Source organism: Micromonospora peucetia (assembly GCF_900091625.1).
Taxonomy (GTDB): Bacteria; Actinomycetota; Actinomycetes; order Mycobacteriales; family Micromonosporaceae; genus Micromonospora; species Micromonospora peucetia.
This window is the reverse complement of the sequence record NZ_FMIC01000002.1, coordinates 491,285-509,852: the sequence shown is the minus strand read 5'-3', so window position 1 is coordinate 509,852 and position 18,568 is coordinate 491,285. Positions and strand designations below refer to the sequence as shown.

Genomic DNA, 18,568 nt, shown 5'->3' with positions numbered 1-18,568 from the left:
GCCTGCGGGGCGGCCCGAAGGGAGAAAGTACCTTACGGACCAGGTCTGATCCCTATCGGTGGTCAAGGAGAAGCGGTGAGCGAGCATGGCGGAGGGCCAGCATGAGTGTCGCGGGGGTCGGCGAGTTCGGCCTGATCGATCGGGTGACCGCCCGGTTGTCGTATGGATCGACCGTTCTGCTCGGGCCCGGGGACGACGCGGCGGTGGTGGCCGCCCCGGACGCCCGGGTCGCGGCCTCGACCGACGTGCTGGTGGAGGGGCGGCACTTCCGGCGGGACTGGTCCAGCGCGCGTGACGTCGGCCACCGGGCGGCGGCGGCGAACCTGGCCGACATCGTCGCCATGGGGGCGCAGCCGACGGCGCTGCTGGTCGCGCTCTGCATGCCGCCGGAGCTGGAGACCGGGTGGGCCGAGGAACTCGCCGACGGGCTGGCCGCCGAGGCGGCGAAGGTCGGCGCGAGCGTGGTGGGCGGGGACATGGCGGCCAGCCCGACGTTGACGATCGCGGTCACCGCCCTTGGCGACCTCGGCGGCCGGCCGCCGGTGACGCGCTCCGGCGCACGGCCGGGGGATGTGCTGGCCCTGGCCGGCCGCATCGGGTACGCGGCGGCCGGGCTGACCGTGCTCTCCCGGGGCTTCCGCACGCCCCGACTGCTGGTGGAGGCGTGCCGGCGGCCCGAGGTGCCCTACCTGGCGGGGCCGCACGCCGCCCGGCTCGGCGCCACCGCCATGATCGACGTGTCGGACGGGCTGCTCGCCGACCTCGGGCACGTGGCGAAGGCCAGCGGGGTAGCCGTGGACGTGCGCCGGGACGCCTTCGAGGTGCCCCGGCAGATGCGCGACGCAGCCCAGGCGCTCGGCGTCGACCCGTACACCTGGCTGCTCGCCGGAGGCGATGACCACGCGCTGGCCGCGACCTTCCCGGCGGCGGTGGCGCTGCCGCCCGACTGGCAGCCGATCGGGCGGGTCACGGAGGGTTCGGGCATCACGGTCGACGGCCGGCCGTACGACGGACCTACTGGCTGGGACCACTTTCGGTAAGGGCCGATCGGAGTCGTAGCCTTTACTTCGTGAGTGAGATCGAGATTCGCGTCGAGCGCTTCGACTCGGCGGTGGCGCGGCGGCTGATCCGCGCCGCACTGGCCGACCTCGGCACCCGGTACGGCGGCAGCGGCGACGAGACCCCGGTCGACGCGGGTGAGTTCGAGCCGCCCTCGGGGGCCTTCCTCATCGCCCACCTCGGCGGCGAGCCGGTCGGCTGCGGCGGCTGGCGCAGCCACGGCGACGAGGGCGACACCGCCGAGCTGAAGCGGATGTACACCGCACCGGCGGCCCGGGGCCGGGGCGTGGCCCGGGCGGTGCTGGCGGCGGTGGAGCGCTCGGCCCGGGAGCACGGGCGCAAGCGGATCGTCCTGGAGTGTGGCGACAAGCAGCCCGAGGCCATCGCCATGTACACGGCGGCCGGCTACGAGCGGATCCCCAACTTCGGCTACTACCGGGACGCCCCGGGCTGCATTTCCTTCGCCCGCACGCTCTGACTGTCCCGCACGCTCTGAGCCGTCCCGCACGCCGGGGGCCCGCCCGGGCTCCCGGCACCGACACGACAGAGCCGGCGGGCCGCATCGGCCCGCCGGCAATGACGAGTGTGAAGGGTGGGGCCTACCGCGTCAGGCGCGGGTGACCTTGCCAGCCTTGATGCAGGAGGTGCAGACCTGCAACTTCTTGGTGTTGCCGCCACCGGCCGGGGTACGCACCGACTGGATGTTCGGGTTCCAGCGGCGGTTGGTCCGCCGGTGCGAGTGGGACACGTTGTGGCCGAAGCCCGGTCCCTTGCCACAGACGTCGCACACGCTAGCCACGGGATACTCCTGGGATTGAAACGTTCATGAGGTCGCCGCCAGGCGTAACCCGGGCAACCTGGCCAGGTTACCCGATGCCCCGGGTACCCGACCAGCCGGCCCCGGACGCAGGCCCAGGTGGGCCGTCACCGCGCGAAGACAGTCGGCCCTGAGGATAGTGGGTGCCCGTGAGGGCCGGACACGCCGCCGGAGATGCGGTCGTCTCCGGCGGGTGTCGGTGCGCGCCAGTAGGCTTCTCGCCGTGCTGGACACCCTCGACGCCACCGCGGTCCGCCGTTGGTGTGCGGGCGGGCTGGTCGCGCTCAAGCGCCACCAGGGCGAGATCGACGACCTGAACGTCTATCCGGTGCCCGACGGCGACACCGGCACCAACATGGTGCTCACCCTCACCTCCGCCCAGCAGGCGCTCGCGATGGATCTCGGCACCCTCCCGGAGGACGGCCACACCGCGCACGGGCACGCGTTGCGGCTGATGGCCCGGGGCGCGCTGCTGGGCGCGCGGGGCAACTCGGGGGTGATCCTGTCGCAGATCCTGCGCGGCTTCGCCGACGCCGTCGCCGCCGTGCCGGTCGTGCGGGGGCGCGAGTTGGCCGCCGCCCTGCGCGACGGCACCGCCGCCGCCTACGCCGCGGTCGCCCGCCCGGTCGAGGGCACGCTGCTCAGCGTCGTCGCCGCGGCGGCGCATTCCGCCGAGCGGGCCGACAGTGACGACCTGCGCGCGGTCGCCCGGGCGGCGGCGGGCGGGGCGGCGCACGCGTTGGCCCGCACCCCCGAGCAGCTCCCGGCACTGGCCCGGGCCGGCGTGGTGGACGCCGGCGGCAGGGGCCTGTGCCTGCTGCTCGACGCGCTGGTCGAGGTGGTCACCGGTGAGAGCCCCGAGCGGCCCACGCCCGCGCCGCGCCCGGTCCGCCCGCCGGCCACCGCCGTCCGCGAGACCGGTTCCGAGGAGTACGCGTACGAGGTGCAGTTCCTGCTCGACGCCGGGCCGGAGGCGGTGGCCCGGCTGCGGGACGAGCTGGACGCCCTGGGCGACTCGCTGGTGGTCGTCGGCGACGGGAGCGCAGGCGTGGGCACCTGGAACGTGCACGTGCACGTCAACGACGTGGGCGCGACGATCGAGGCGGGCGTGGTGGCCGGTCGGCCGCACCGCATCTCGGTGACCCGCTTCGCCGACCAGGCGGCACCGGTGTCGCCCGCCGTGGCGGCGGACGGTCGGGCCGCCGTGGTGGTGGCCGCCGGGGCGGGCATCGCCGGGTTGTTCACCGGCGAGGGCGCGACGGTGGTGCCCGGCAACCCGTCCATCGGCGAGCTGGTGGACGCGATCCGGGTCACCGGGGCGGCTCGCGTGGTGGTGCTGCCCAACGACCCGGACACGCAGGCGGTGGCGAGTGCCGCCGCCCGGGAGGCGCACGGGCTCGGCATCAAGGTCAGCGTGGTGCCGACCCGCTCGCCGGTACAGGCGCTGGCCGCCCTCGCGGTGCGTGACCCGGGGCGGCGGTTCGAGGACGACGTGATCGCGATGGCCGAGGCGGCCGGCGCCTGCCGCTACGCCGAGGTCTGCTACGCCCGTCGCGAGGCGCTCACCGTCGCCGGCCCCTGCCGTCCCGGCGACGTGCTGGCGCTGGTCGAGGGGGAGGTGCACCTGATCGGGTCCGATCTGACCGACACCTGTGCCGCCGTGGTCGACCGGATGCTCGGCGGCGGCGGTGAGCTGGTGACGCTGCTCTCCGGTGCGGACGCCCCCGACGGGCTCGCCGACGCGGTCCGTGAGCACGTCGAGCGGCGCTGGCCGTTCGTCGAGGTGCAGGCGTTCGCGGGCGGGCAGCCGCACTATCCGCTCCTGGTGGGGGTCGAATGACGTCCGAGGCGTCCACGATGGACACGCCGCTGAAGAAGCTGGTCGGCGACAAGACCGCCAAGGCCCTCGCCGGGCATCTCGACCTGCACACCGCAGGCGACCTGATCTACCACTTCCCGCGCCGCTACGACGAGCGCGGCGAGCACACCGACATCCGTTCGCTCGACGTCGGCGAGCAGGTCACCGTGCTGGCCCAGGTGCAGCGCACCGCCGTACGCCCGATGCGCCAGCGCCGGGGCAACCTGCTGGAGGTGACGGTCGGCGATGGCTCGGGCGGCACCCTGTCCCTGACCTTCTTCGGCAACCAGGCCTGGCGGGAGCGCGAGCTGCGCCCCGGCCGGTGGGGGCTCTTCGCCGGCAAGGTCACCGAGTTCCGGGGCAGGCGGCAGCTCAACGGCCCGGAGTACGTCCTGCTCGGCGAGGGCGGCGACGGCGAGGCGGCGGTCGACGAGGAGATCGAGGAGTTCGCGGGCGCGCTGATTCCGGTCTACCCGGCTGCGGCGGCGGTGCCCACCTGGGTGATCGCCCGCTGCGTCCGGGTGGTGCTGGACACCTTCACCCCGCCGGAGGACCCGCTGCCCGCGACCCTGCGGGCGAGCCGCAAGCTGGGTGGCATCGACGTGGCGCTGCGCGAGATCCACCGCCCGACCAGCAAGGAGGCGCTCTACCGGGCCCGGCACCGGCTCAAGTGGGACGAGGCGTTCGCCGTGCAGCTCACCCTGGTGCAGCGCAAGCACCGCGCCGCCGCGTCACCGGCCCGCCCGCGCCCGGCGAAGCCCGGCGGCCTGCTCGACGCCTTCGACGCCCGGCTGCCCTACGAGCTGACGCCCGGTCAGCACGACGTGGGGGTGGAGATCGCGGCGGACCTGGCCACCGCCCATCCGATGCACCGGCTGCTCCAGGGCGAGGTCGGCTCCGGAAAGACGGTGGTGGCGCTGCGCGCGATGCTCCAGGTGGTCGACGCGGGCGGCCAGGCCGCGCTGCTGGCGCCCACCGAGGTGCTCGCCGCGCAGCACCACCGGGGCATCCTCGACCTGCTCGGGCCGCTCGGGCGGGCCGGCGAGCTGGGCGCGGCCGACGACGCCACCCGGGTCGAGCTGGTCACCGGCTCGCTGGGCGCGGTGGCCCGCCGGCGCGCGCTGGCCGAGGTCGCCGGCGGCGCCGCCGGCATCGTGCTCGGCACCCACGCCCTGCTGTACGAGGGCGTCGACTTCGCCGACCTGGGTCTGGTGGTGGTCGACGAGCAGCACCGGTTCGGCGTGGAGCAACGCGACGCGCTGCGCGCCAAGGCCGAGCAGCCGCCGCACGTGCTGGTGATGACGGCCACCCCGATCCCGCGCACGGTGGCGATGACCGTCTACGGCGACCTGGAGACCTCCACCCTCTCCCAGCTGCCGCAGGGCCGCTCGCCGATCGCCTCGCACGTGGTCCCAGCCGCCGAGAAGCCGGCCTTCCTGGACCGGGCCTGGCGCCGGGTGCGCGAGGAGACGGCCGCCGGCCACCAGGCGTACGTGGTCTGCCCGCGGATCGGGGAGGGCCCGGCGTCGGAGGAGGAGCCGCCGCCGGAGGACGACAACGGGCGGCGACCGCCGATGGCGGTCACCGAGGTGGCGCCACTGCTCGCCGAGGGGCCGCTGCACGGCCTGCGCATCGGCGTGCTGCACGGCCGGCTGCCGGCCGACGAGAAGGACGCGGTGATGCGTTCCTTCGCCGCCGGAGACATCGACGTGCTGGTCGCCACGACCGTGGTCGAGGTGGGCGTCAACGTGCCGAATGCGACCGTGATGATCGTGCTCGACGCCGACCGGTTCGGCGTCTCCCAACTGCACCAGCTGCGCGGCCGGGTCGGCCGGGGTTCCGCCCCCGGGCTGTGCCTGCTGGTCACCGAGGCGCTGGAGGGCGCACCCGCGCGGGAGCGGCTCGACGCGGTGGCCTCCACCACCGACGGGTTCAAGCTCGCCGAGCTGGACCTGGAGCAGCGGCGGGAGGGCGACGTGCTGGGCGCCACCCAGTCGGGGCGCCGCTCGCACCTGCGGCTGCTCTCGCTGCTGCGCGACGCCGACCTGATCCGTGACGCCCGGGCCGAGGCGATCGCCCTGGTCGAGGAGGATCCGGAGCTGGCCCGGCATCCGGCGTTGGCCGCCTCGGTGGCCGCCCTGGTCGACGAGGAACGCGCGGAATACCTGGAGAAGGGCTGACGCCAGGGCAGCCGTCGTCATGAATGCGAGATCGCAGGTGTGCGGCGGTCGCGCCGGTCGGTCGGGGTGCAAACCGTGTCGGCGTCGGTGGTCGCGCCGGTCGGTCGGGGGTGCGGACCGGGTCGGCGTCGGCGGTCGCCGGGTCGCGTAGCGTCGTGCCCATGAGCAGGAGGAGACGGTGACCCGGATCGTGGCCGGAACCCTTGGTGGGCGCCGGATCGCCGCGCCGCCCGGCGCGGGCACCCGGCCGACGTCGGACCGGGTCCGGGAGGCGCTGTTCAGCGCCGTGCAGGCCGAGGTCGACCTGGCCGGGGCCCGCTTCGCCGACCTCTACGCCGGGTCCGGCGCGGTCGGGCTGGAGGCTCTCTCCCGGGGCGCGGCACACGTGCTGCTGGTGGAGTCCGACCCCCGGGCGGCCCGGGTGATCCGGGAGAACGTGGCGACGCTGGGCGCCGCCCCGGCCGTCCGGTTGGTCACCGGCAGGGTCGCCACGGTGCTGGCGGCCGGCCCGGACGGCGACCCGTACGACGCGGTCTTCGCCGACCCGCCCTACGCGGTGCCGGACGCCGAGATCGGCGCGATGCTCGACGCGCTGGTCAATGGCGGCTGGCTGGCCGCGGACGCCCTGGTGGTGGTGGAACGGGCGAGTCGTGGTGGCCCGGTCGGGTGGGTGGAGGGCATCACCGGCGACCGCAGCCGTCGATACGGCGAGACGACCCTTTGGTACGGTCGCCGATCATGAGACGTGCTGTGTGTCCCGGCTCGTTCGATCCGGTCACCAACGGGCACCTCGACATCGTCGGCCGGGCGAGCCGGCTGTTCGACGAGGTGATCGTGGGCGTGCTGGTCAACCAGTCGAAGAGCGGCCTGTTCACCGTCGAGGAGCGGATCGACATGCTCCGCGAGGTGACCGCCTCCTATGACAACGTCCGGGTCGAGTCGTTCCGCGGCCTGCTGGTCGACTTCTGCCGGGCACAGCAGGCGAGCGTGCTGATCAAGGGGCTGCGGGCGGTCAGCGACTTCGACTACGAGTTGCAGATGGCGCAGATGAACATCGGCCTGGCCGGCGTCGAGACCCTGTTCATGCCGACCAACCCGCTCTACTCGTTCCTCTCCTCCAGCCTGGTCAAGGACGTGGCGAAGTGGGGCGGCGACATCTCCGCCCACGTCCCCGACTCGGTACGCGAGGCCCTCCAGTCCCGCCTCGGCCCCCGCCCGTAACCGCCCTGGGCCCCCGCCCCCGCGCTCTGGGCCCCACGCCCGGGTTCCGCGCCCACGCCCGGGTCCCGCGCCCGCGCCCCACGCCCGGGTCCCGGGACCCGGGACCCGCGATCTTGCACTTTCGGCCCCTCTTCCACACCTTTTGTGCTGGTTCGACCGGGCGGCAAGTGCAAGATCGGCGGGGCGTGCGGGGACGGGGCGGGGCGTGCGGGGACGGGGCGGGGCGTGCGGGGGGGGGGGGGGGGGTGTCCCTATGTGTTTCGTCAAGCGGCGATCGGGGTGGTGGGGCGGGGTTGGTAGGGGATTTTGTCGCGGAGCATGGCGAACAGGACGTCGCAGCGGCGGCGGGCGAGGCAGATGAGGGCGGCGTTGTGGCGTTTGCCTTCGGCGCGTTTGCGGTCGTAGTAGGCCCTGCTGGTGGGGTCGGCGAGGGCTGCGAACGCGGCGAGGAAGAACGCGCGTTTGAGGTTTTTGTTGCCGCCTCGCGGTGGGTGTTCGCCGCGGATGCTGCTGCCGGATCGTCGGGTCACCGGGGCGAGGCCGGCGTAGGCGGCGAGGTGCCCGGGCGTGGCGAAGGCGGTGCCGTCGCCGACTTCGAGCAGGATCCGGGCTGCGGTCCTGACGCCGATGCCGGGCATCGAGGTCAGGACCCCGGCAAGAGGGTGCGCATCAAGCATCCTCTCGACCTGAGTGGCGACCTGGTCGCGTTGTCGCAGGACGTCGCGGAGGCTGTCGGCGAGGCGAGGCAGGATCGTCTCCGCAGCCTGGGTGCCGGGGACGGTGACGGTCTGCTCGTCGAGGGCGATCATGACCTGCTCGACGAGGCGCTCACCCATGCGTGGTGCGTGAGGCGCGGCGATGGACATCAGTTTGCGGCGGCCGGCCTTGCGTAACCCGACCGGACCGCCGCAGCGCGACAGCAGCTCCAGGGTCGCCTTGTGATGCACTTTCGGGCCGAGGACCCGTTCCAGGGCGGGGTGGATCTGCGTCAGCAGGCCCCGGATACGGTTCGACACTCGAGTGGCTTCGCCAGCAAGGTCGTCGTCGAAGCCAACCAGGACTTCCAACTCGGCCAAGGTCTCGTCGCCGATGTCGACCCGCCGCAGCGTGTGCGGCAGGGTGCGGGCCGCGTCAGCGATGACATAGGCGTCACGAGCGTCAGTCTTCGCCGAACCCGGGTGCAGGTCAGCGATCCGACGCATCGCCAGCCCCGGTAGATAGGCCACCTGATGCCCACACGCCCGAGCCACCGCGACCGGCAAGGCGCCGATCGAGGCCGGCTGGTCGACCACCACCAACACCGTGCCGTGACGGGCGAGTTTGTCGAACAGCTGCCGCAGCCGGGCCTCGGTATTCGGCAACGGCGCGTCGTGCAGCCGCTTGCCGTTCGGGGCCAACCCGACCGCGTGGTGATCACCCTTGCCGACGTCCAACCCGAGGTAGACGCCGTAACCGTCGTGCACCACACCCGCCTCCACGCATCCTCTCGTGGCCCCGGCCGCTGGTCAGGCGTCGGACTGCCGGCAGCCACGTTACGAAGAGACCTACCCCAACACGGGTGGCCGTGTCCCTATCAGCGGTCCGCCGACGCCACCCGACCCGGCGACAACACCCCCCGGATCATCCACACGACAGGGGAAGTAAGTCATACCGGGCCGGGCGACCGAGGGTCCCCGACTGGGGACAATCAAAAAGGTAACGGGGGGGGCGTGCGGGGCGGGGCGGGGACGGTGCGGCGGGCCGCGGTGTGGTGCGGCGGGCGGTGGCGCGGTGCGGCGGGCCGCGGTGCGGCGGTGCGGGATGGTGGTGCGGCGGCGCGTCGGGGCGGGGCGCACCGGGCGGGGTGGGGTGGGCACGACATGATGTGTGGAGCGGGAAACTGGCCGTAGCCCGCATCATGTAGGTCGGCCCGACGAACGACAGGAGTGAGGTACCGGTGGACCCGCTCGATCGCATCGACGAACTGATCGCCATGGTGGAGCAGGCCCGCTCCGTCCCGATGTCGCGCAACAACTGCATGGTCGACCGGGGCGAGTTCATCGCCATCCTCGACGAGATGCGCGCCGAACTTCCCGCCGACCTGCGCCGGGCCGCCGCGCTGCTGGAGGAGCGGGACAAGATCATGGATGCCGGCAAGCGCGAGGCCGACCGGATCATCAGCGAGGGTGAGGCGGAACACGCCCGGCTGGTTTCGGTGAACGAGATCACGGTCTCCGCCGAGCACGAGGGCGCGCGGATCGTCGCGGAGGCCCGGGCCGAGGCGCAGCGCCTGCGGGAGGAGGTCGACGACTACGTCGACACCGCGCTGGCCAACTTCGAGCAGTTCCTCACCCGGGCGCTGGCCTCGATAGAGCGCGGCCGGGACAAGATGCATGCGCTGCGTGAGATCGGCACCTTCGGTGGGGACGAGGCGGAACGCCCGCTACCCTTCTGAGCGGCACCTCACCAGCCGGCAGACGAGGGGGGCGTCGCCCCCGGTTCGACGGTCCGGCGGTCGTCCAGGTAACCTTTTTTGTCGGCCTCTCACCGGCCGGAGTCTGACTATGCCCAAACACACGCGTTCCACACTCAACCCCAGGTCGCCGCTGGTCCTCGACACGAGGGAGCTGCCGCGCCGGCCTGGTGCGTTGCGTACGGTCAAGCGGGTGTCACCGGCACCGGCGGACCTCGGCGGGGAGATGATCAGCGTGCCGGAGGGCGCGGACCTCGACCTCGACCTGAAGTTGGAGTCGGTGTCCGAGGGCGTGTTCGTCTCAGGGACCGTCACCGGTCCCGTCCGGGGCGAGTGCGGTCGCTGCCTGCGTGAGATCGACGACTCGCTGGCCGTGCGGGTCCAGGAGCTGTACGCGTACGAGGACAGCACCACGGACCTCACGACCGACGAGGACGAGGTGGGCCGGATGCAGGGCGATCTGATCGACCTGGAGCCGGTACTGCGGGACGCGGTGGTGCTTGCGCTGCCGACCAACCCGCTCTGCCGGGAGGACTGCCCAGGCCTGTGCCCCGAATGCGGGGTGCACTTGGACGATCTGCCGGCCGACCACAGTCACGAGCAGATCGACCCGCGTTGGGCGGGCCTGTCGCAACTGAACCGTAAAGAGGAGTAGGAACCGTGGCCGTCCCCAAGCGCAAGATGTCGCGCAGCAACACCCGCGCCCGCCGGGCGAACTGGAAGGCGACCGTGGTCGCGACCGTGGCCTGCCCGCAGTGCAAGTCGCCGAAGCTGCCGCACGCCGCCTGCTCCGTCTGCGGCACCTACAACGGCCGCCAGGTTCTCGAGGTCTGACCCGGTCGCCGAGTGACGCCCCCGACCGCTGGTCGGGCGGCGCGCGCACCCTGGCAATCGCCCGGTGTCCCGGCTCCCTCCGACGCTGGCCGGCCTGTTCCGGCCGGCGTTCTGGTGGAGCCGGGCACCGCGCGGATCGCCGTTGACCTCCTCGGCGGGGACGATGCTCCCGCCGTCGTGGTTGACGGCGCTCTGCGAGCCGTGCGCGCCGACCCGAACCTGCACCTGCTGCTCGTCGGCCCGGCCGAGGCCGCCGACGAGCTGATCCGTGCCCTCGACCCGGCGCAGCGCGCCCGGGTCACCGTCCGGCCGGTCCGCACCGTCGTCGGCATGGCCGACCACCCGGTGGCGGCCCGCGCCGACAGCACCGTCCGCGCCGCGGTGCACGCCGTCCGCGACGGCTTCGCCGACGCGCTCGTCTCCGCCGGGTCCACCGGCGCCACCGTCACCGCCGTCGCGCTCGGCCTCGGCCGCTGGCCCGACGTACGCCGTCCCGCGCTGGTCGCCACCCTGCCGGCCGTCGCCGGTCCGGTGGTGCTGCTGGATGTCGGCGGCTCGCTGGAGCCGCGCCCGGCCACCCTCGCCCGCCACGCCGTGCTCGGCGCCGCCTACGCGGCGGTGACGCACGCCGTCACCGCGCCCCGGGTGGGGCTGCTGTCGGTGGGCACCGAGGCAGGCAAGGGCGACCGGGCCCGCCGGCTCGCCGATCCCGTCCTCGCCACCTCGTCGCTGCCCTGCGAGGGCCGCTACGTGGGCCTCGTCGAGGGGTACGACGTCTCCCTCGGCGCGCGCGCCGATGTGGTGGTCACCGACGGGTTCACCGGTAACGTGCTGCTCAAGGCGATCGAGGGCGCGTACGCGATGGCCGGCGGGCCCCCGTCCGGCGGCGCCGCCCCCCGGGCGGCAGCCCTGCTCGGGGTCGCCGGGACGGTGGTCGTCTGCCACGGCGCCGCCCGGGCCGAGGACGTCGCCGCAGGCATCGCGCTGGCCGCCCACCTCCGGCGGCGGCGTGCCACCGACCAGGTCCGCGCGCTGCTCGACGGCGCCGAGGCGGGCGACCGTGAGGACCGCACCGACCGCACCACCGACACCGAGGTACCCACATCATGAGCAACGACAAGCGGCGGCGGGCGTCCGTCGGCCACCTGGAAGCCGCGTTCGGCATCAGCCTGGATCCGGAGCTGCTGGAGCGCGCGCTGACCCACCGTTCCTATGCGTACGAGAACGGTGGCCTGCCCACCAATGAGCGGTTGGAGTTCCTGGGCGACTCGGTGCTCGGCGTGGTGATCACCACCGCGCTGTTCCACAACCACCCCGACCTGCCCGAGGGGCAACTGGCCAAGCTGCGGGCCAGCGTGGTCAACATGCGCGCCCTCGCCGACGTGGCCCGGGGCCTCGGCCCGGACGGGCTCGGCGCCTACCTGCTGCTCGGCAAGGGGGAGGAGACCACCGGCGGCCGGGACAAGGCGAGCATCCTCGCCGACACCCTGGAGGCGCTGCTCGGGGCGATCTACCTCCAGTACGGGCTGGACACCGCGGCGATCGTCATCCACCGGCTGTTCGACCCGTTGATGGCCGAGTCGGCCGGCCGGGGCGCGGCCCTGGACTGGAAGACCAGCCTCCAGGAGTTGACCGCGGCGCTCGGGCTCGGTGTCCCCGAATACCGCATCGAGGGCGCCGGACCGGATCACCTCAAGACGTTCACCGCCTGGGTGGTGGTCGCCGGCAACCGCTACGGCGGGGCCGACGGACGGAGCAAGAAGGAGGCCGAGCAGCGGGCCGCCGAGGCGGCCTGGCGGACGCTCACCGAGCAGGCGGAGCAGGAGCGGGCCGCGCGGGAGGCGGCCGAGGTGGACGGGCCGGCCGCCGGGGACGAGACCGTGGAGGCTGCCGAGGCGGGCCTGGGTCGTGCCTGAGCTGCCGGAGGTCGAGACGGTCCGGCAGGGCCTGGCCCGCTGGGTCACCGGCCGGCGGATCTCCACCGTCGAGGTACGCCATCCTCGCGCGGTACGCCGGCACGCTCCCGGCGGCGGGCATTTCGCCGACGTGCTGGCCGGCCGGACGGTGCTGGACGTTCGCCGGCGCGGCAAGTACCTGTGGCTGCCGCTGGACAGCGGCGACGCCGTGATCGGGCACCTGGGCATGTCGGGGCAACTGTTGATGCAGCCGATCGACGCGCCCGACGAGACGCACCTGCGGGTCCGGTTCCGGTTCGCCGACGACGGTCCCGAGCTGCGCTTCGTCGACCAGCGTACGTTCGGCGGCCTGTCGGTCTCCGCCGGCGGATCGGAGCTGCCGGCGGAGATCGCGCACATCGCGCGGGACCCGATGGACCCGCAGTTCTCCGACGCGGCGTTCGTCGCCGCGCTGCGCCGGCGGCGGACCGAGGTCAAGCGGGCGCTGCTGGACCAGACGCTGATCTCCGGTGTGGGCAACATCTACGCCGACGAGGCGCTGTGGCGGGCAGGGCTGCACGGCGCCCGCCCCACCGACGCGCTGACCGGACCGGCCGCGCTGCGGCTGCTGGGCCACGTCCGGGACGTCCTCGGCGAGGCGATCAAGGAGGGCGGCACCAGCTTCGACGCCCTCTACGTCAACGTCAACGGGGAGAGCGGCTACTTCGACCGGGCGTTGAACGTCTACGGCCGGGAAGGGCTGCCGTGCCGCCGGTGCGTCGCGCCGATCCGGCGCGAGGCGTTCATGAACCGTTCGTCGTTCAGTTGCCCGCGCTGTCAACCGCGCCCCCGGGTGTCCCTTCGGGGATGACCCCGAGCGGTTTCCGGGTCACCGACGGCGCGTCGGTCCGTTCCGTGCGGCAGGGCTCCCCCGAACCGTCCGTTTCGGCCCGGCTCGCCCGGCCGGGTCGCCCTCTCAGCCCCGGTACAGGTTCGGGGCCGGGCCAGGGCCGTTCCCTGATGTTTCCGGGCCTGTCCCGTCCCTAGCGTCTACCCCGTTGGCAGGGGAAAGACATGACGAGGGGACCGCGATGGGGGCACGACCGGTGACGGTGCGGTTGGCACGGTGGAGCGCGGAGCATCCGTGGCGGGCCATCGCGCTGTGGGTGGTGTTCGTGGCGGTGTGCTTCGTCGGGGGAAGCGCCGCGGGCCTCAAGGAGGCGAGCCACGCAGACCAGGCCGTCGGTGAGTCCGGCCGGGCGGGGCTGATCGTGGACGCCGGCAACTTCGACGACCCGGCGGTGGAGAACGTCCTGATCACCTCGCGCGGCGGCGCGCTCGATCCCGCCGCCGCGAGGACCGCCGCCGACGACGCGGCGGTCCTGCTGCGTTCGGTGACCGGGGTCGCCTCGGTCGGCGAGCCGGTGACGGCCCGGGACGGCTCCGCGCTGCTGCTGCCGATCACGATGTCGGGTGACGCGGAGACCGCGTCCGACCGGGTGCAGCCGCTGCGGGACGCCACCGCCCGGGTGCAGGACGGGCACCCGCAGCTGCGGGTCGAGCAGGTCGGCGGGCCGTCGATCAACCAGGCGCTGGACGACACGCTCGGTGACGACTTCAAGCGGGCCGAGCTGCTCAGCCTCCCGGTGACCCTGGCCATTCTGATCATCGCCTTCGGGGCGCTGATCGCGGCCGGCGTGCCGGTGCTGCTGGCGCTCTCCTCGGTGGCTGCGGCGATGGGACTGTCCACCCTGGCCTCGCATCTGGTGCCGGCGACCGACACGACGGCCAGCGTGATCCTGCTGATCGGCATGGCGGTCGGGGTCGACTACTCGCTGTTCTACGTTCGGCGGGAGCGGGAGGAACGGGCGAAGGGCCGCTCCGGCCTGGACGCGGTGGAGATCGCCGCGGAGACCTCCGGCCACGCCGTCGTGGTCTCCGGCTTCGCCGTGATGATCTCGATGGGCGGGCTGCTGCTCGCCGACGACGCCGTCTTCTCGTCCCTCGCGGTGGGCTCGATCCTGGTGGTCGCGGTCGCGGTGATCGGCTCGCTGACCGTGCTGCCTGCCCTGCTGGCCAAGCTCGGCCGTTGGGTCGACCGGCCCCGGGTGCCGCTGCTGTGGCGGCTGACCTCCCCGCAGGCCGGGCGGCGACCCCGGTTCTGGCCGGCCGTGCTGAAGCCCGCGCTGCGGGCGCCGGTGGCCACCCTGGTGATCTCGGTCGGGTTGCTGCTCGCCCTGGCCGCGCCCGCGCTGGGCATGAAGATGAAGTTCCCCGGCATGGAGGACCTGCCCCGCGGCACGCCGGCCATGCAGGCGTACGACCGGCTCACCGTGGCGTTTCCGAGCAACGGCACCAGCCACACCGTCGCGGTCCGGGCGCCGGCCGCCGAGGCGGACCGGGTCGGGGCGGCGCTGACCGCGCTGGCCGACCGGGCGTCGGCGGATCCGCTCTTCGCGCCGACCGAGGCGACCGGGCCGAAGATCGAGGTGTCCGCCGACCGGCGGGTGTCGGTGCTGGAGGTCGCGACCCCGCACACCAGCCGCACCGCAGAGTCGGTCCGCTCGCTGGAACGGCTGCGCGACGACCTCGTCCCGGCCGCGCTCGGCGGGGTCGCCGGTGTGGAGTACGCGGTCGGCGGCGACATCGCCGACAGCGAGGACTACTCCCGGCACCTCCGGGACAAACTGCCGATCGTCGTGGGCTTCGTGCTGGTGCTGACGTTCCTGGTGATGGTGCTGACCTTCCGCTCGGTGGTGATCGCGCTCAGCTCGATCGTGCTCAACCTGCTCTCCGCCGGCGCCGCGTACGGGCTGCTGGTGCTGGTCTTCCAGGGGACCTGGGCCGAGGGGCTGCTCGGCTTCACCTCGATGGGCGCGATCGTCACCTGGCTGCCGCTCTTCCTCTTCGTGGTGCTCTTCGGGCTGTCGATGGACTACCACGTCTTCGTGGTCAGCCGGATCCGCGAGGGCGTGCAGGCCGGCATGTCGAACCGGGACGCGGTGGCGTACGGCATCACCTCGTCGGCCGGCGTGGTGACCAGCGCGGCGGTCGTGATGGTCGGCGTCTTCTCGATCTTCGCCACCCTGAGCATGATCGACATGAAGCAGCTCGGCGTCGGCCTGGCGGTGGCGATCCTGCTGGACGCCACGATCATCCGCGCGGTGGTGCTGCCGGCACTGATGACGATGCTCGGGGACGCGAACTGGTGGGCGCCGCGCTTCCTACGCGCCCGGCCGGCACCGGCGGCCACGGAGCCGCCGGCCCCGACCCCGGAGCTGGTCGGCTCCCGCTGACCCGGTCCCGTTCCCTGGCGGGGGCGGGTCGGCGGTCAGGGCGCCGGGCAGGGGATCCGCCACGCGTCGAGCTCGCGTTCCTTGCGGATCGAGGAGAATCCGTAACCCACCGTGGTGACGCAGAAGTCCGTCGGCGAACCGGAGTACTCCACGTGGAACACCGGCTTGTCCGCCTCGACGAACGGCAGCAGCCGGGCGCACTGGTCCAGCCGTACGCACTCCTCGTTGACGGCGAAGTCGAAGTCCGGGGCGAGGGCGGCCACCTGCGCCAGGTTGTTGACCAGGCCGGGGGAGAGGTCCAGCGAGCGGGCCAGCTCGGCCAGCCGACGGTTGAACCGCAGTTGGTCGTCGAAGCCGAGCGGGAATCCGGACCGGTGTGCGTACCCGTCGGCGTCGGCCAGCGCGACCGCCCCGAAGCCCTTGCCCCGGCAGAGCCGGAACCGGTCGGCCAGCACCGGCCGCAGCGAGTCCCACTGCCGTACGTCGAGCCAGCGGCTCTGCGGCCGACGGGACCCGGCGCCCCGCACGGCGGCCGGGAAGCGGTCCGTGTCCGGGTCGGTCGGCAGGACGGATCCGACGTGCACGTGGCAGACCAGCCGGCGGTCGCGGGAGCGCAGCTCGGCGGTCTGCGCGGCGGTGGTGGCGACCGGGTCGAGCAGGAAGACGTCGGCCTCGACGGCCGGGTCGAGTACGCCGCTGAGCTGCCACTGCCACTGCCACCGGCCGGCCGACGCGGCCGACCAGATGGTCGGGGCGCCCGGCGGGGCGAGGTCCACCCGGCAGGCGGCGACCACGCTCAGCAGCGCGAGCGCGACGCAGGCCGGCAGGGCCCCGCGCGGGCCCCGCCCGACGGCGCGCGTACGCGGCCGGATCCGCATCGGCAGCTCCGCAGGTCGCGGGCGACCTGCACGCCGCCCGGGTCGGGTACGCCGCGTCGGCGTACCTCACCCGGTCAAACGAGCACGGACCCGGCCACGACTCGCGTTCAGCGTGGCGCGGCGAAGACCTGCGTCCAGTACGGCCCGTTGCTGCTGGCGACACCGACGCCGATCTCGGTGAAGGCGCAGTTCAGGATGTTGGCCCGGTGGCCGGGGCTGTTCATCCAGGCGCTCATCACCGAGGCCGGCGTCTTCTGGTTCCAGGCGACGTTCTCGCCGTAGGTGCGCCAGGAGTAGCCGACCCGGTCCAGCCGGGCCCCGGCGCTGCTGCCGTCGCTGCCGGTGTGCGACATGTTCCGGTGGTCGGCCTGGTCCTGGCTGTGCCGCTGGGCGGCGGTCGTGAGCTTGTCGTCGATGCCCAGCGCGCCGCAGCCGGCCTTGGCGCGCTCGGCGTTGACCAGGTTGACCACCTCGCGGGCCTGGCTGCTGGCCCCGCTGCTGACCGGGGCCTTCGTGCTGGTGCCGGCCGGCGACGTGCTCCGCTCGGCACTGTTGCGCGAGGCCGCGGTGGTACGCGACGGCTTGGGCGTCGGCCTGGTGGTCTTCGTGGCCGACGGGGTGGGCCTGGCGGTGGTCGGCGCGGCGCTCGGGGTGGCCGGGGCCGGCGTGTCGGCGGGTGTCGACCCGGTGCCCGGCAGCACCGGGGCGGCGGCGACCGGGTCGTCGCCGGCGGCCCGATCGGTCTCCGGGCCGTCGCCGGTCAGCGCGACCGCGCCGACGCCGAGGCTCACCACCAGCGTGGCGGCTGCGGCGGCGCCACCGATCAACAGGGGGCGGGGGAACCGGCGGCGGGGGCGGTGGCGGCCCTCGGTGGTGACCGGCGTCGCCCCGGTCGGGGTGGCCCGGAGCGCGGCGAGGTCGATGGGGGCGGTCGGGTCGTCGACCGGCCAGGCACCGGTGGTCGGGTCGGTGGACCGCTGCTGCCAGGTCCCGGCCGTCTCGGCGGGTTCGGGCTGCCAGCGTGCGGTCGGCTGGTCGCGGTGCCACTCGTCGGCGGGCTGCTCCGGGTCGTCCCCGAACAGATAGGCCGACCTCGGCTCCGGACGGTCGGTGCGCCAGGCCGGCGGCTCCCCGCCCAGCGGCTGCTCGCGGCGCCGGGGGGAGCCGTCTGGGTCGTTCGGGTCGGTCCAGCCGTACACGCCGCTGCCTCCAAGGGGTCGCTTGCGGGCCGGGGTGACGCTACGTGGCGGGCGTGAGCAGCGGCAACGTGGCTAAGGAAGAGTTAAGGGGAAGCCGGACGCCGGGGTGAAGACTTCCCGGGTTTCGGGGCGTAGAGTCAGGGTGTCCGGACAGAGTGTGTCCGCGCCCTTTGGCAGCCCCCGGCAAGTGAACAGGTCGACGTGGAAATGATCTACGGCCTGCGACAACTTGACTAAGGAGGGGGTGTCGGCTCAATATGTAGGTGTCGCCAGTCGCGCCCGGTCATGCCCAGAATCGCCTGGGATGACAGCCGCGTACACATTTGGGCGCGCGTTGGCCGGCCCTTCCGGCAGCGCATATCAAGGAGTCAACATGGCTAAGGCCCTGTACGGCCACGTAGGTGCGGCGCCCGACCGGCGTCTGCTCGACGAGGTCACCCGACTGCGTACCACGGTTCGGGCTCTGGAGTTCGAGATCACGCGGCTGCGTGCCGAGAACGATCGGCTCGCGGCGGCTGCGGCGGAGGCGGACGACCTGCTTCGTCTGGCCGAGCCCGCGCTGACCTGATCTCCGGATCGGAAAACTGAATCGCAGTACGCAAAAAGAGCGCGCCGACACTTCTGTGCCGGCGCGCAGCCCTGTCCGCACCATTTCTTCGCGGCGTCAATTCGTGATCTTGTGCGGCCCCGCCCCGAAGGAATCCTTCGCGGTTCCGGCCAGATGGAAGGCCGGGAGAACAGGCCGCGCCGGCGGATCGGCCCGCGTCACCCGATGAGCGCACGGCGGCCACCAGGCGGGTCGCGTGCCCGGCGGTTCCCGGTCCCGGGTTAGTCTGCGGGTTCACCCAGGTCCGCGCAGCCGGCGACGGTACGGCGGCC

At 73.5% G+C, this 18,568-nt stretch carries 18 protein-coding genes; 14 read left to right on the top strand and 4 right to left on the bottom strand.

All coding sequences use genetic code 11. The features are described 5' to 3' along the window. Positions 1-101 precede the first annotated feature (101 nt). Complete coding sequence (locus GA0070608_RS02775; protein ID WP_091621083.1) at positions 102-1,040, top strand: thiamine-phosphate kinase; 939 nt, start codon at positions 102-104, stop codon at positions 1,038-1,040. 29 nt (positions 1,041-1,069) lie between these two features. Beyond that, positions 1,070-1,537: a GNAT family N-acetyltransferase gene (locus GA0070608_RS02770; RefSeq protein WP_091621080.1), complete on the top strand. Its 468-nt coding sequence runs from the start codon at positions 1,070-1,072 to the stop codon at positions 1,535-1,537. 129 nt (positions 1,538-1,666) lie between these two features. Here GA0070608_RS02770 and rpmB read toward each other — a convergent pair whose 3' ends face one another. Next, positions 1,667-1,858, bottom strand: coding sequence for a 50S ribosomal protein L28 (gene rpmB / locus GA0070608_RS02765; RefSeq protein ID WP_007456456.1), 192 nt, complete (start codon positions 1,856-1,858; stop codon positions 1,667-1,669). A 241-nt stretch (positions 1,859-2,099) separates the two neighbouring features. On the opposite strand from rpmB, the gene GA0070608_RS02760 reads away from it, so the two are divergent. The 4 genes from GA0070608_RS02760 (at position 2,100) to coaD (ending at position 7,135) form a co-directional block, all read left to right on the top strand. Further along, complete coding sequence (locus tag GA0070608_RS02760; protein WP_091621077.1) at positions 2,100-3,716, top strand: DAK2 domain-containing protein; 1,617 nt, start codon at positions 2,100-2,102, stop codon at positions 3,714-3,716. Further along, positions 3,713-5,914, top strand: coding sequence for an ATP-dependent DNA helicase RecG (recG, locus tag GA0070608_RS02755; RefSeq protein WP_091621073.1), 2,202 nt, complete (start codon positions 3,713-3,715; stop codon positions 5,912-5,914). Before GA0070608_RS02760 ends, recG begins: the two co-directional genes overlap by 4 nt. Before the next feature lie 178 nt (positions 5,915-6,092). Beyond that, entirely contained in the window at positions 6,093-6,656 is a 564-nt protein-coding gene (gene rsmD / locus GA0070608_RS02750) for a 16S rRNA (guanine(966)-N(2))-methyltransferase RsmD (protein ID WP_091621070.1), read from the top strand. Beyond that, positions 6,653-7,135, top strand: a complete 483-nt coding sequence (gene coaD / locus GA0070608_RS02745; RefSeq protein WP_091621067.1) for a pantetheine-phosphate adenylyltransferase — start codon at positions 6,653-6,655, stop codon at positions 7,133-7,135. Before rsmD ends, coaD begins: the two co-directional genes overlap by 4 nt. Before the next feature lie 263 nt (positions 7,136-7,398). Here the strand turns inward: coaD and GA0070608_RS02740 are convergent, their stop codons facing one another. Continuing rightward, positions 7,399-8,598 (bottom strand): IS110 family RNA-guided transposase, encoded by a 1,200-nt coding sequence (locus tag GA0070608_RS02740; RefSeq protein WP_141719611.1) that lies wholly within the window; start codon positions 8,596-8,598, stop codon positions 7,399-7,401. Positions 8,599-9,071: 473 nt separating this feature from the next. Here GA0070608_RS02740 and GA0070608_RS02735 point away from each other — a divergent pair, with 473 nt between their 5' ends. The 7 genes from GA0070608_RS02735 (at position 9,072) to GA0070608_RS02705 (ending at position 15,612) form a co-directional block, all read left to right on the top strand. Further along, entirely contained in the window at positions 9,072-9,569 is a 498-nt protein-coding gene (locus GA0070608_RS02735) for a hypothetical protein (protein WP_091621064.1), read from the top strand. Between the two features lie 109 nt (positions 9,570-9,678). Next, entirely contained in the window at positions 9,679-10,242 is a 564-nt protein-coding gene (locus tag GA0070608_RS02730; RefSeq protein WP_091621061.1) for a YceD family protein, read from the top strand. A gap of 5 nt (positions 10,243-10,247) precedes the next feature. Then, on the top strand, positions 10,248-10,421 hold the full coding sequence (rpmF, locus tag GA0070608_RS02725; protein WP_091621057.1) for a 50S ribosomal protein L32: 174 nt from the start codon (positions 10,248-10,250) through the stop codon (positions 10,419-10,421). Positions 10,422-10,535: 114 nt separating this feature from the next. Then, on the top strand, positions 10,536-11,531 hold the full coding sequence (locus GA0070608_RS02720; protein ID WP_091621053.1) for a phosphate acyltransferase PlsX: 996 nt from the start codon (positions 10,536-10,538) through the stop codon (positions 11,529-11,531). Further along, positions 11,528-12,337 (top strand): ribonuclease III, encoded by an 810-nt coding sequence (rnc, locus tag GA0070608_RS02715; RefSeq protein ID WP_091621048.1) that lies wholly within the window; start codon positions 11,528-11,530, stop codon positions 12,335-12,337. Before GA0070608_RS02720 ends, rnc begins: the two co-directional genes overlap by 4 nt. Next, positions 12,330-13,187: a bifunctional DNA-formamidopyrimidine glycosylase/DNA-(apurinic or apyrimidinic site) lyase gene (gene mutM, locus GA0070608_RS02710; protein ID WP_091621044.1), complete on the top strand. Its 858-nt coding sequence runs from the start codon at positions 12,330-12,332 to the stop codon at positions 13,185-13,187. Before rnc ends, mutM begins: the two co-directional genes overlap by 8 nt. Positions 13,188-13,407: 220 nt before the next feature. After that, the gene (locus GA0070608_RS02705; RefSeq protein WP_091621040.1) at positions 13,408-15,612 is read left to right on the top strand and encodes an MMPL family transporter; all 2,205 of its coding nucleotides are present in this window, start codon (positions 13,408-13,410) and stop codon (positions 15,610-15,612) included. A gap of 35 nt (positions 15,613-15,647) precedes the next feature. Here the strand turns inward: GA0070608_RS02705 and GA0070608_RS02700 are convergent, their stop codons facing one another. Further along, positions 15,648-16,490 (bottom strand): endo alpha-1,4 polygalactosaminidase, encoded by an 843-nt coding sequence (locus GA0070608_RS02700; protein WP_091621036.1) that lies wholly within the window; start codon positions 16,488-16,490, stop codon positions 15,648-15,650. Between the two features lie 107 nt (positions 16,491-16,597). Next, positions 16,598-17,689, bottom strand: coding sequence for a CAP domain-containing protein (locus tag GA0070608_RS02695; protein ID WP_091621033.1), 1,092 nt, complete (start codon positions 17,687-17,689; stop codon positions 16,598-16,600). Positions 17,690-18,062: 373 nt separating this feature from the next. Between GA0070608_RS02695 and GA0070608_RS02690 the strand changes: the two genes are divergently transcribed. Further along, positions 18,063-18,257 carry a hypothetical protein gene (locus GA0070608_RS02690; protein ID WP_091621030.1) on the top strand — a complete coding sequence of 65 codons (195 nt, stop codon included), beginning with the start codon at positions 18,063-18,065 and terminating at the stop codon, positions 18,255-18,257. The last annotated feature ends 311 nt before the right edge of the window (positions 18,258-18,568 follow it).